The organism is Pseudomonas sp. SWI44 (assembly GCF_002947915.1).
Classification (GTDB): domain Bacteria; phylum Pseudomonadota; class Gammaproteobacteria; order Pseudomonadales; family Pseudomonadaceae; genus Aquipseudomonas; species Aquipseudomonas taiwanensis.
In genome coordinates, this window is sequence record NZ_CP026674.1 from 2,480,812 (window position 1) to 2,493,370 (window position 12,559).

Below are 12,559 nucleotides of genomic sequence, written 5' to 3' on the forward strand. Positions count from 1 at the left end.
GCATGGCCGTTAAGAAACGGGGTCTCGGACGTGGGTTGGATGCACTGCTAAGTGGTCCTTCCGTCAGCGCGCTCGAAGCGCAGGCTGTCAAGATCGACCAGAAAGAACTGCAACACCTGCCAGTCGAGCTGATCCAGCGTGGCAAGTACCAGCCGCGCCGCGACATGGATCCGGAGGCGCTCGAAGAACTGGCGCACTCGATTCGCACTCATGGCGTCATGCAGCCGATCGTGGTTCGCCCGATCGACGGCAGCCGCTATGAAATCATCGCCGGTGAGCGCCGCTGGCGCGCCACCCAACAGGCCGGCCTGGACACCATCCCGGCGATGGTCCGCGAAGTGCCCGACGAAGCCGCCATCGCCATGGCGCTGATCGAGAACATCCAGCGTGAAGACCTCAACCCACTGGAAGAGGCCCTTGCCCTGCAGCGCTTGCAGCAGGAGTTCGAACTGACCCAGCAGCAGGTGGCCGACGCCGTGGGCAAGTCGCGGGTGACCGTGGCCAACCTGCTGCGCCTGATCTCGCTGCCGGAAGTCATCAAGACCATGCTCGCCCACGGCGACCTGGAGATGGGCCACGCCCGAGCTTTGCTCGGCCTGGAGGAAGATCGCCAGGAAGAGGGGGCGCGTCATGTTGTCGCACGTGGACTGACCGTGCGCCAAACTGAGGCACTGGTACGCCAGTGGCTCAATGGCAAACCTGAGCCGGTCGAACCGAGCAAACCTGATCCGGACATCGAGCGCCTTGAACAGCGGCTGGCAGAGCGCCTGGGCTCCCCGGTGCAGATCCGCCACGGCAACAAGGGCAAAGGCCAGTTGGTTATTCGTTATAACTCGCTTGACGAGTTGCAAGGCGTGCTTGCTCACATCCGCTGAAACAATTCCCGTTGTAGCGCGCAGTCGGAAATCACTACCGAAGAGTTGAATAGGGGTTAATCCACCCCTATACTCTGCGCGCATTTTGTCGGCACAAATTATGCCAAGTCATTGCTGACTTGTTGGTCGACTTCCGAGGAGCAGTTCTGATGGAAATCCGCACGCCAAACCGCTTGCCTTTCCATCGCTGGGCAGTTTTTCCGGTACTGCTGGCTCAATTTGTCGTACTGCTACTGGCAACATTGGGGTTGTGGCAGTGGAAAGGGACGGTCAGTGGATATTCAGGCCTCTGCGGAGGTTTGATTGCCTGGCTACCCAATATGTATTTCGCCTGGAAGGCTTTTCGCTACAGCGGAGCCCGGGCGGCGCAGGCCATCGTCAAGTCGTTCTACGCAGGCGAGGCAGGCAAGATGATTTTGACGGCAGTGTTGTTTGCACTGACCTTCGCAGGAGTGAAGCCATTGGCGCCGTTAGCAGTATTCGGCGTCTTCGTGCTGACCCTTTTGGTCAGCTGGTTCGCGCCCCTGCTGATGAATAAAAGACTTTCGAGACCTTAGGGCGTTTGAGGCAACCATGGCAGCAGAAACCGCTTCGGGCTATATCCAGCACCACTTGCAGAACCTGACCTACGGTCAACTACCAGACGGCAGCTGGGGCTTCGCCCATTCGGCTGCAGAAGCCAAAGCGATGGGCTTCTGGGCGTTCCACCTGGACACCCTGGGCTGGTCCGTTGCACTGGGTCTGATCTTCCTGTTCATCTTCCGCATGGCGGCGAAGAAGGCGACCTCCGGCCAACCCGGCGGCCTGCAGAACTTCGTCGAAGTGCTGGTCGACTTCGTCAACGGCAGCGTGAAGGACTCCTTCCACGGCCGTAGCCCAGTGATCGCCCCGCTGGCGCTGACCATCTTCGTCTGGGTATTCCTGATGAACGCCATCGACCTGGTTCCGGTCGACTGGATTCCTCAGCTGGCCATCCTGATCTCCGGTGATCCGCACATCCCGTTCCGCGCGGTTTCGACCACCGACCCGAACGCGACCCTGGCCATGGCCTTCTGCGTGTTCGCCCTGATCATCTTCTACAGCATCAAGGTCAAGGGCCTGGGCGGCTTCATCGGTGAGCTGACCCTGCACCCGTTCGGCAGCAAGAACATCTTCGTTCAGATCCTGCTGATCCCTGTGAACTTCCTGCTGGAATTCGTCACCCTGATTGCCAAGCCGATCTCGCTGGCACTGCGTCTGTTCGGCAACATGTACGCCGGCGAGCTGGTGTTCATCCTGATCGCCGTGATGTTCGGCGCCGGCATCCTGTGGCTCAGCGGCCTGGGTGTGGTGCTGCAGTGGGCGTGGGCTGTGTTCCACATCCTGATCATCACCCTGCAAGCCTTCATCTTCATGATGCTTACCATCGTCTACCTGTCGATGGCTCACGAAGATAACCATTAAGACCGCCTGGCGTGTCTGATAGCCTTCCCCGCTCGTTTGGGGGGAGGGCTCTAAAAGTCCGCAAGGGCAGCTGTACCAAACGATTTGTTTTACCGCTTCAAACTAAAAACCTAACCAATACGACGTAAAAGTCGGGAGGAAAGATGGAAACTGTAGTTGGTCTGACCGCTATCGCTGTTGCTCTGCTGATCGGCCTGGGTGCTCTGGGTACCGCCATTGGTTTCGGCCTGCTGGGCGGCAAGTTCCTGGAAGGCGCTGCTCGTCAGCCTGAGATGGTTCCGATGCTGCAGGTGAAAATGTTCATCGTTGCCGGTCTGCTCGACGCCGTAACCATGATCGGTGTTGGTATCGCTCTGTTCTTCACCTTCGCGAACCCCTTCGTTGGTCAGATCGCCGGCTAATCACTCGTTCCCACGAGTTGATTGGTGTGATGGACAAAGACCGAGCGAGGTGTTGGCGTGAACATTAATGCAACCCTGATTGGCCAATCCGTTGCTTTTCTGATTTTTGTACTCTTCTGCATGAAGTACGTATGGCCTCCGGTCATCACTGCCCTGCAAGAGCGCCAAAAGAAGATTGCCGACGGCTTGGACGCTGCCAACCGCGCAGCTCGCGACCTGGAGCTGGCCCAAGAGAAAGCGGGTCAGCAACTGCGTGAAGCGAAGGCACAGGCAGCTGAAATCATTGAGCAAAGCAAGAAACGCGCTGCTCAGCTTGTCGAGGAAGCCCGTGAACAGGCTCGCGTCGAAGCTGACCGTGTGAAGGCTCAGGCTCAAGCCGAGATCGAACAGGAACTGAACAGCGTCAAAGACGCCCTGCGTGCCCAAGTGGGTGCCCTGGCTGTCGGCGGTGCTGAAAAGATCCTTGGCGCCACAATCGATCAAAACGCGCATGCAGAGCTGGTTAACAAACTGGCCGCTGAAATTTAAGCGAGGGCGATCATGGCAGAACTGACCACGTTGGCCCGACCTTACGCTAAGGCTGCCTTTGAGCATGCCCAGGCCCATCAGCAACTGGCCAATTGGTCAGCCATGCTCGGCCTGGCTGCTGCGGTGTCGGAAGACGACACCATGCAGCGCCTGCTCAAGGCCCCGCGACTGACAAGCGCAGAAAAGGCCGCCGCATTCATTGAAGTGTGCGGTGACAAGTTCGATGCACAGGCACAGAATTTCATTCATGTTGCCGCGGAAAACGACCGTCTCCTGCTTCTGCCGGAGATTTCCGCTCTGTTCGACCTGTACAAGGCCGAGCAAGAGAAATCCGTGGACGTGGAAGTCACCAGTGCTTTTGCGTTGAACCAAGAACAGCAAGACAAACTCGCCAAGGTTCTCAGTGCACGGCTCAGCCGGGAAGTGCGCCTGCACGCGTCGGAGGATGCCAGCCTGATCGGCGGCGTCGTCATCCGCGCCGGCGACCTGGTAATCGATGGCTCGGTTCGCGGCAAGATCGCGAAACTGGCCGAAGCATTGAAATCTTGAGTTTGAAGGGGCAGCAGAGCAATGCAGCAACTCAATCCTTCCGAAATTAGTGAAATCATCAAGGGTCGCATCGAGAAACTCGATGTCGGCTCCCAAGCCCGCAACGAAGGTACCGTCGTATCCGTTTCTGACGGTATCGTACGGATCCACGGTCTGGCCGACGCTATGTACGGCGAAATGATCGAGTTCCCGGGCGGCGTATACGGTATGGCACTGAACCTGGAGCAAGACTCCGTAGGTGCAGTGGTACTGGGTGCGTACACCTCCCTCGCCGAGGGCATGAGCGCCAAGTGCACCGGTCGCATCCTGGAAGTTCCAGTCGGCAAAGGCCTGCTGGGCCGCGTCGTCGACGCGCTGGGTAACCCGATCGATGGCAAAGGTCCTCTGACCACTACCGAAACCGACGCAGTCGAAAAGGTTGCGCCGGGCGTTATCTGGCGTAAATCGGTAGACCAGCCTGTACAGACTGGCTACAAGTCGGTCGACGCCATGATCCCGGTTGGCCGCGGCCAGCGCGAGCTGATCATCGGTGACCGTCAGATCGGTAAGACCGCCATGGCGGTCGACGCGATCATCAACCAGAAGAACAGCGGTATCTTCTGCGTCTACGTCGCCGTTGGTCAGAAGCAGTCGACCATCGCCAACGTCGTTCGCAAGCTGGAAGAAGCCGGCGCCCTGGCCAACACCATCGTCGTTGCCGCCAGCGCCTCGGAATCCGCCGCACTGCAGTTCCTGGCACCTTACGCCGGCTGCACCATGGGCGAATACTTCCGTGACCGCGGTGAAGACGCGCTGATCGTTTACGATGACCTGTCCAAGCAGGCCGTTGCCTACCGTCAGATCTCCCTGCTGCTGCGCCGTCCGCCAGGACGTGAAGCGTACCCAGGCGACGTGTTCTATCTCCACTCCCGTCTGCTGGAGCGTGCATCGCGCGTTTCGGAAGAGTACGTCGAGAAGTTCACCAACGGTGCTGTGACTGGCAAAACCGGTTCCCTGACCGCTCTGCCGATCATTGAAACCCAGGCTGGCGACGTTTCCGCGTTCGTTCCGACCAACGTGATTTCCATCACCGACGGTCAGATCTTCCTGGAATCGGCCATGTTCAACTCGGGCATCCGTCCTGCAGTTAACGCCGGTGTTTCGGTATCCCGTGTAGGTGGTGCCGCTCAGACCAAGATCATCAAGAAGCTGTCCGGTGGTATCCGTACCGCTCTGGCTCAGTACCGTGAACTGGCTGCATTCGCCCAGTTCGCTTCCGATCTGGACGAAGCGACCCGCAAGCAGCTGGAGCATGGTCAGCGCGTCACCGAGCTGATGAAGCAGAAGCAGTACGCGCCGATGTCCATCGCGGACATGGCTCTGTCGCTGTACGCCGCTGAGCGTGGTTTCCTGACTGACGTAGAAGTCTCCAAGGTCGGCAGCTTCGAGCAAGCGCTGATTGCCTACTTCAACCGTGATCACGCCGATCTGATGGCGAAGATCAACGTGAAGGGTGACTTCAACGACGAAATCGACGCTGGCATGAAAGCTGGTATCGAGAAGTTCAAGGCCACCCAGACCTGGTAAGCCGCAGCGGGGGCTGTAGCCCCCGCTTGCTAACCTGATAGGTGATACATGGCAGGCGCAAAAGAGATTCGCAGTAAGATTGCGAGCATCAAAAGCACGCAAAAAATTACCAGCGCCATGGAGAAAGTGGCGGTCAGCAAAATGCGCAAGGCACAACTGCGCATGGCTGCTAGCCGTCCTTACGCGGAGCGTATCCGCCAGGTGATCGGTCATCTGGCCAACGCCAACCCGGAATATCGCCACCCGTTCATGATCGAGCGCCCTGTAAAGCGCGCCGGTTATATCGTGGTGAGCAGTGACCGTGGTCTGTGCGGTGGCTTGAACACCAACCTGTTCAAGGCCCTGGTCAAGGACATGAACGAAAACCGCGAACAGGGCGTTGAAATCGACCTGTGCGTGATTGGTAGCAAGGGTGCGACTTTCTTCCGCATCTTTGGTGGCAATGTCGTAGCTGCGATCAGCCACTTGGGCGAAGAGCCATCGATCAACGACCTGATCGGCTCCGTCAAAGTGATGCTGGACGCCTACCTGGACGGCCGTATCGATCGCCTCTCGGTGGTTTCGAACAAGTTCATCAACACCATGACCCAAAAACCGACGGTCGAGCAATTGGTACCGTTGGTGGCAACCCCGGATCAGGATCTCAAGCATCACTGGGACTACCTGTACGAACCCGACGCAAAAGAGCTGCTGGACGGCTTGATGGTGCGTTACGTGGAGTCGCAGGTGTACCAGGCGGTGGTCGAGAACAACGCTGCTGAACAAGCGGCCCGGATGATCGCCATGAAGAACGCCACAGACAACGCCGGTGACCTGATCAGCGAACTCCAGCTGATCTACAACAAGGCGCGTCAGGCTGCGATCACCCAGGAGATCTCGGAAATCGTCGGCGGCGCTGCCGCGGTTTAACGGTTCAAATATTCAGAGGATCCAGCTATGAGTAGCGGACGTATCGTTCAAATCATCGGCGCCGTCATCGACGTGGAATTCCCACGTGACGTCGTGCCGAGTGTTTACAACGCGCTGAAAGTACAAGGCGCGGAAACCACCCTGGAAGTTCAGCAGCAGCTGGGCGACGGCGTGGTTCGTACCATTGCGATGGGCTCGACCGAAGGCCTGAAGCGTGGTCTGGATGTCGTCGACACCGGCGCTGCCATTTCCGTTCCAGTTGGTAAGGCCACTCTGGGCCGTATCATGGACGTTCTGGGCAACCCGATCGACGAAGCTGGCCCGATCGGCGAAGAAGAGCGTCGTGGCATTCACCAGAAAGCCCCTTCGTTCGCTGACCAGGCGGGCGGCAACGACCTGCTGGAAACCGGCATCAAGGTTATCGACCTGGTTTGCCCGTTCGCCAAGGGTGGTAAGGTTGGCCTGTTCGGTGGTGCCGGCGTCGGCAAGACCGTTAACATGATGGAACTGATCCGTAACATCGCCATCGAGCACAGCGGTTACTCCGTGTTCGCCGGTGTGGGTGAGCGTACTCGTGAGGGTAACGACTTCTACCACGAGATGAAGGACTCCAACGTTCTCGACAAAGTAGCGCTGGTCTACGGTCAGATGAACGAGCCACCAGGAAACCGTCTGCGCGTTGCACTGACCGGCCTGACCATGGCTGAGAAGTTCCGTGACGAAGGTAACGACGTTCTGCTGTTCGTCGACAACATCTATCGTTACACCCTGGCCGGTACCGAAGTATCCGCACTGCTGGGCCGTATGCCTTCTGCAGTAGGTTACCAGCCGACCCTGGCCGAAGAGATGGGCGTTCTGCAAGAGCGTATTACTTCGACCAAAGAAGGTTCGATCACCTCGATCCAGGCCGTATACGTACCTGCGGACGACTTGACCGACCCGTCGCCAGCCACCACCTTCGCCCACTTGGACGCCACCGTCGTTCTGTCCCGTGACATCGCCTCCCTGGGTATCTACCCAGCGGTCGATCCGCTGGACTCGACTTCCCGTCAGCTGGACCCGAACGTGATCGGCAACGAGCACTACGAAACCGCTCGTCAGGTTCAGTATGTTCTGCAGCGCTACAAAGAGCTGAAGGACATCATCGCGATCCTGGGTATGGACGAACTGTCCGAAGCCGACAAGCAACTGGTAGCCCGCGCTCGTAAGATCCAGCGCTTCCTGTCGCAGCCGTTCTTCGTGGCCGAGGTCTTCACCGGCTCGCCAGGCAAGTACGTTTCCCTGAAGGACACCATCGCTGGTTTCAGCGGTATCCTCAAAGGCGACTACGACCACCTGCCAGAACAAGCGTTCTACATGGTCGGCAGCATCGACGAAGCGATCGAGAAAGCCAAGAAACTGTAATCCCGGCGCCCCGCAAGGGGCGCTAATCAGGTTGAGGCAAGCAGATGGCTATGACAGTCCATTGCGATATCGTCAGCGCGGAAGGAGAAATCTTCTCCGGTCTGGTCGAGATGGTAGTAGCGCACGGCAACCTGGGCGATCTGGGTATCGCTCCAGGCCACGCACCGCTGATCACCAATCTCAAGCCAGGTCCGATCACGCTGACCAAGCAGGGTGGCGAGCGCGAGGTGTTCTACATCTCCGGTGGCTTCCTCGAAGTGCAGCCGAACATGGTCAAGGTACTCGCCGACACCGTGCAACGTGCCGCCGACCTGGACGAAGCCTCCGCTCAGGATGCCGTCAAGGCAGCTGAGAAGGCCCTGCATGAGAAAGGCGCGGATTTCGACTACAGTGCCGCATCCGCACGTCTGGCCGAGGCCGCAGCTCAGCTGCGCACCGTCCAGCAGATCCGCAAGAAGTTCGGCGGCTAATACCGCTGGGTTCATGCAGATTGAGAAAAAGGGTAGCCATCGGCTACCCTTTTTCTTTTTTCACCCCTCAATACCGGTCATGCCACTGACCGCCCAGGATTGGTAGCCAGTCAATGTCACTCGATATCGTTATTCTCGCCGCCGGCCAAGGCACCCGCATGCGCTCGGCGCTGCCCAAGGTCCTGCACCCCGTGGCCGGCAATTCCATGCTTGGTCATGTTATCCACAGCGCGCGCCAGCTCAAGCCGCAAGGTATTCATGTGGTGATAGGGCATGGTGCCGAGCTGGTGCGTGAGCGCCTGGCTGCCGACGATCTGAATTTCGTCATGCAGGACAAGCAACTGGGCACCGGCCATGCGGTTGCCCAAGCGCTGCCTGCCCTGAGTGCGGATACTGTGCTCGTGCTGTACGGCGATGTTCCACTGATCGAAGTGGAAACGCTGCAACGCCTTCTGGCCAAAGTGAGCGAGCAACAGCTGGGACTGCTTACCGTGACGCTGGACGATCCGACCGGCTATGGCCGTATCGTGCGTGACGAACGGGGCCAGGTAGCGGCGATCGTCGAGCACAAGGATGCCAACGAAGCTCAGAAGGCGATCAAGGAAGGCAACACCGGAATTCTGGCCGTACCGGCTGCACGTCTGGCGGATTGGTTGGGCCGTCTGTCGAACAACAACGCTCAGGGTGAGTATTACCTGACTGATGTTATCGCCATGGCGGTCGCCGATGGCCTGGTGGTAGCGACCGAGCAGCCGCACGACCCGATGGAAGTGCAGGGCGCCAATGATCGGCGCCAGCTGTCTGAACTGGAGCGCCATTACCAGTTGCGTGAGGGGCGTCGCCTGATGGCCCAGGGCGTGACCCTGCGTGACCCTGCGCGTTTCGACGTGCGTGGCGAAGTGACCGTGGGGCGCGACGTTATGATCGACGTCAACGTGATTCTCGAAGGCAAGGTCATCATCGAGGACAACGTAGAGATTGGCCCCAACTGCGTCATCAAGAACAGTACGCTGCGCAAGGGAGTGGTGGTCAAGGCCAACAGCCATCTGGAAGGCGCGGTAATGGGTGAGGGCAGCGATGCCGGCCCGTTCGCTCGCTTGCGTCCGGGCAGCGTGCTCGAGGCCAAGGCCCATGTGGGTAACTTCGTTGAACTGAAGAATGCGCACCTGGGCGAAGGTGCCAAGGCCGGTCACCTCACCTACCTCGGCGATGCTGAAATCGGCGCTCGTACGAACATTGGCGCAGGCACCATTACCTGCAACTACGACGGTGCCAACAAGTTCAAGACCGTGATGGGCGAAGATGTGTTCATCGGGTCGAACAACTCGCTGGTAGCCCCTGTTGAGATCAAGGCTGGCGCCACCACCGCTGCAGGTTCCACGATCACGCAAACCGTAGAGGCTGGGCAATTGGCTGTGGCACGCGCGCGCCAACGCAATATCGATGGCTGGAAACGGCCGGAGAAGATCAAGAAAGACTGATTATCCACAGCCGTTGGATCGAAAGCCGACTTATGTGAATAAGTCGGCTTTTTTTTGGGGCTCCGTCAACGCCGGCAAGTCAGCGCTTACTCGTTATCCACAGAGCGCTTTTCCGATAACGGGCCTTGACGAACGAATGTTCTTAGGTTTTGATTGCAACCATTATCTTTCGAATCGAAACTTAAGCGCCCATGTCGAAACGAAATACCCCTCAACGCCGTCACAACATCCTGGCCTTGCTCAGCGAGCAGGGTGAGGTCAGCGTTGATGCCTTGGCAAAGCGCTTCGAAACGTCGGAAGTGACCATTCGCAAAGACCTTGCCGCGCTGGAGGCCAATGGGCTGTTGCTGCGCCGTTATGGGGGGGCGGTGCCAGTGCCGCAGGAAATGCTGGGCGAGTCCGTGCAGCCGGTTTCTGCCTACAAGAAAGCCATTGCCCGCGCCGCCGTAGGTCGTATCCGTGAGCACGCGCGCATCATCATCGACAGCGGCAGCACCACCGCAGCCATGATCCCCGAGCTTGGTCGACAACCCGGTCTGGTGGTGATGACCAACTCGCTCAATGTGGCCCGCGCCATCAGCGAATTGGAACACGAGCCGGTGCTGTTGATGACCGGTGGTACCTGGGACCCACATTCCGAGTCGTTCCAGGGCCAGGTCGCCGAGCAGGTACTACGCTCTTACGATTTCGACCAGCTGTTCATCGGCGCTGATGGCATCGACCTCAATCGTGGGACCACAACGTTCAACGAGTTGCTGGGCCTTAGCCGAGTGATGGCCGAAGTGGCCCGGGAAGTGATCGTCATGGTCGAGTCGGACAAGGTCGGGCGCAAGATCCCCAACCTTGAGCTGCCGTGGAGCAGCGTGACCACCCTTATTACAGATGAGCGCCTGCCCGCATCGGCACGCGAACAGATTCAAGCCCGCGGCATCAACCTGATCTGCGCCGCGATCAGCCAGGAGCAATAATCATGTGTGGAATCGTCGGTGCCGTAGCCGAACGCAACATCACTGCCATCCTCATCGAGGGCCTGAAGCGCCTTGAGTACCGCGGGTACGACAGTGCCGGCCTTGCTGTCTACACCCAACAGGGGCAGCTCGAACGCCGTCGCCGTATCGGTAAGGTGAGCGAGTTGCAGGCTGCCGTTGCAGCCGAGCCGCTGGTAGGCCAGTTGGGCATCGCTCACACCCGCTGGGCGACCCACGGCGCGCCAACCGAAGGCAATGCCCACCCGCACTTCTCCGGCAATGAGGTTGCCGTGGTGCACAACGGCATCATCGAGAACCACGAGGAGCTGCGCGAGGAGCTCAAGGGGCTGGGCTACCTGTTTGCGTCCCAGACCGATACCGAAGTCATCGTCCATCTGATCCACCACACCCTGAAGTCTACTCCGGACCTGGCCGACGCGCTGAAGACGGCGGTCAAGCGCCTGCAGGGTGCCTATGGTCTGGCGCTTGTCAGCGCGCATCAGCCTGATCGCCTGGTCGCGGCGCGCAGCGGTAGCCCGCTGGTGATTGGCCTGGGACATGGCGAGAACTTCCTCGCCTCCGACCAACTGGCCTTGCGCCAGGTCACCGACCGCTTCATGTACCTGGAGGAGGGGGACATCGCTGAAATCCGCCGCGACCAGGTACAGATCTGGGACCAGGCCGGTCACCGGGTTCAGCGTGAGACCGTGCAGTACCACGAAGGTGCGGAAGCTGCGGACAAGGGCACGTACCGTCACTTCATGCTCAAGGAAATCCACGAGCAGCCGACCGTCGTTCAGCGCACCCTCGAAGGTCGCCTGGGCAAGGATCATGTCATGGTCCAGGCCTTCGGCCCGCAGGCTGCCGAGCTGTTCGCCAAGGTGCGCAATGTGCAGATCGTTGCCTGCGGCACCAGCTACCATGCCGGTATGGTTGCCCGTTACTGGCTCGAGAGCCTGGCCGGTATTCCGTGCCAGGTGGAAGTGGCCAGCGAGTTCCGCTACCGCAAAGTGGTGGTTCAGCCGGATACGCTGTTCGTTTCTATCTCCCAGTCTGGCGAAACCGCAGACACCTTGGCCGCGCTGCGCAATGCCAAGGAGCTTGGCTTCCTCGGTAGCCTGGCGATCTGCAACGTCGGCATCAGCTCCCTGGTGCGTGAATCCGACCTGACCCTGCTGACCCTCGCAGGTCCAGAGATTGGTGTGGCGTCGACCAAGGCCTTCACCACCCAGTTGGTATCGCTGATGCTGCTGACCCTGGCGCTTGGCCAGGTCCGCGGAACCCTCGAGGCCGGCATAGAAGCAGAGTTGGTCGAAGAGCTGCGCCGCTTGCCGGCACGCCTTGGTGAGGCACTGGCTATGGACGGTACCGTCGAGAAGATTGCCGAGTTGTTCGCTGACAAGCACCACACTCTGTTCCTGGGCCGCGGCGCCCAGTATCCGGTGGCAATGGAAGGTGCGCTCAAGCTCAAGGAGATTTCCTACATCCATGCTGAAGCCTACCCTGCAGGTGAACTCAAGCATGGCCCGCTGGCGTTGGTAGACAGCGATATGCCTGTGGTGACTGTGGCGCCGAACAACGAGCTGCTGGAGAAGCTCAAGTCCAATCTGCAGGAAGTGCGTGCCCGTGGCGGCGAGCTGGTGGTATTTGCCGACGAGCAAGCCGGCATGAGCAACGGTGAAGGTACCCACGTGATCAAGGTGCCGCACATCGCCGATGCCCTGGCACCGATTCTGTACACCATTCCGCTGCAACTGCTTTCGTACTATGTGGCAGTGCTGAAGGGGACTGATGTGGACCAACCTCGTAACCTGGCTAAATCGGTTACGGTGGAATAAGTCTCACCGTCCAGTGGATTGAATTGTCTGCAAAGAATAAAGGTTGTCACAAAAGAATAAAGGTTGTCACAAGTTAATAAAGGTTGTCACAAGCTCTTGCCCCGACCGTACATCGGGGCAGGAGCAG

At 59.1% G+C, this 12,559-nt stretch carries 13 protein-coding genes; all 13 read left to right on the forward strand.

Going from position 1 to position 12,559, the window contains the following annotated elements; translation table 11 throughout:
* Nucleotides 1–2: 2 nt before the first annotated feature.
* The 13 genes from C4Q26_RS11620 (at nucleotide 3) to glmS (ending at nucleotide 12,432) form a co-directional block, all read left to right on the forward strand.
* Complete coding sequence (locus C4Q26_RS11620; protein WP_023383139.1) at nucleotides 3–875, forward strand: ParB/RepB/Spo0J family partition protein; 873 nt, start codon at nucleotides 3–5, stop codon at nucleotides 873–875.
* Nucleotides 876–1,024: 149 nt separating this feature from the next.
* Nucleotides 1,025–1,432 (forward strand): F0F1 ATP synthase subunit I, encoded by a 408-nt coding sequence (locus C4Q26_RS11625; protein ID WP_023383138.1) that lies wholly within the window; start codon nucleotides 1,025–1,027, stop codon nucleotides 1,430–1,432.
* 16 nt (nucleotides 1,433–1,448) lie between these two features.
* The gene (gene atpB, locus C4Q26_RS11630; protein WP_023383137.1) at nucleotides 1,449–2,318 is read left to right on the forward strand and encodes a F0F1 ATP synthase subunit A; all 870 of its coding nucleotides are present in this window, start codon (nucleotides 1,449–1,451) and stop codon (nucleotides 2,316–2,318) included.
* A 143-nt stretch (nucleotides 2,319–2,461) separates the two neighbouring features.
* Nucleotides 2,462–2,719, forward strand: a complete 258-nt coding sequence (gene atpE / locus C4Q26_RS11635) for a F0F1 ATP synthase subunit C (protein ID WP_003097235.1) — start codon at nucleotides 2,462–2,464, stop codon at nucleotides 2,717–2,719.
* Between the two features lie 57 nt (nucleotides 2,720–2,776).
* Nucleotides 2,777–3,247, forward strand: coding sequence for a F0F1 ATP synthase subunit B (locus C4Q26_RS11640; RefSeq protein ID WP_023383136.1), 471 nt, complete (start codon nucleotides 2,777–2,779; stop codon nucleotides 3,245–3,247).
* Nucleotides 3,248–3,259: 12 nt separating this feature from the next.
* On the forward strand, nucleotides 3,260–3,796 hold the full coding sequence (locus tag C4Q26_RS11645; RefSeq protein ID WP_023383135.1) for a F0F1 ATP synthase subunit delta: 537 nt from the start codon (nucleotides 3,260–3,262) through the stop codon (nucleotides 3,794–3,796).
* 21 nt (nucleotides 3,797–3,817) lie between these two features.
* The gene (atpA, locus tag C4Q26_RS11650) at nucleotides 3,818–5,362 is read left to right on the forward strand and encodes a F0F1 ATP synthase subunit alpha (protein WP_023383134.1); all 1,545 of its coding nucleotides are present in this window, start codon (nucleotides 3,818–3,820) and stop codon (nucleotides 5,360–5,362) included.
* Between the two features lie 48 nt (nucleotides 5,363–5,410).
* Nucleotides 5,411–6,271, forward strand: a complete 861-nt coding sequence (gene atpG / locus C4Q26_RS11655) for a F0F1 ATP synthase subunit gamma (protein WP_023383133.1) — start codon at nucleotides 5,411–5,413, stop codon at nucleotides 6,269–6,271.
* 27 nt (nucleotides 6,272–6,298) lie between these two features.
* Entirely contained in the window at nucleotides 6,299–7,675 is a 1,377-nt protein-coding gene (gene atpD, locus C4Q26_RS11660; protein ID WP_023383132.1) for a F0F1 ATP synthase subunit beta, read from the forward strand.
* Between the two features lie 44 nt (nucleotides 7,676–7,719).
* Nucleotides 7,720–8,145 (forward strand): F0F1 ATP synthase subunit epsilon, encoded by a 426-nt coding sequence (locus C4Q26_RS11665; protein WP_023383131.1) that lies wholly within the window; start codon nucleotides 7,720–7,722, stop codon nucleotides 8,143–8,145.
* A 113-nt stretch (nucleotides 8,146–8,258) separates the two neighbouring features.
* Nucleotides 8,259–9,626 carry a bifunctional UDP-N-acetylglucosamine diphosphorylase/glucosamine-1-phosphate N-acetyltransferase GlmU gene (glmU, locus tag C4Q26_RS11670; protein ID WP_023383130.1) on the forward strand — a complete coding sequence of 456 codons (1,368 nt, stop codon included), beginning with the start codon at nucleotides 8,259–8,261 and terminating at the stop codon, nucleotides 9,624–9,626.
* Nucleotides 9,627–9,817: 191 nt separating this feature from the next.
* Nucleotides 9,818–10,594 (forward strand): DeoR/GlpR family DNA-binding transcription regulator, encoded by a 777-nt coding sequence (locus C4Q26_RS11675; RefSeq protein ID WP_027906652.1) that lies wholly within the window; start codon nucleotides 9,818–9,820, stop codon nucleotides 10,592–10,594.
* A gap of 2 nt (nucleotides 10,595–10,596) precedes the next feature.
* The gene (gene glmS / locus C4Q26_RS11680; RefSeq protein WP_023383128.1) at nucleotides 10,597–12,432 is read left to right on the forward strand and encodes a glutamine--fructose-6-phosphate transaminase (isomerizing); all 1,836 of its coding nucleotides are present in this window, start codon (nucleotides 10,597–10,599) and stop codon (nucleotides 12,430–12,432) included.
* The last annotated feature ends 127 nt before the right edge of the window (nucleotides 12,433–12,559 follow it).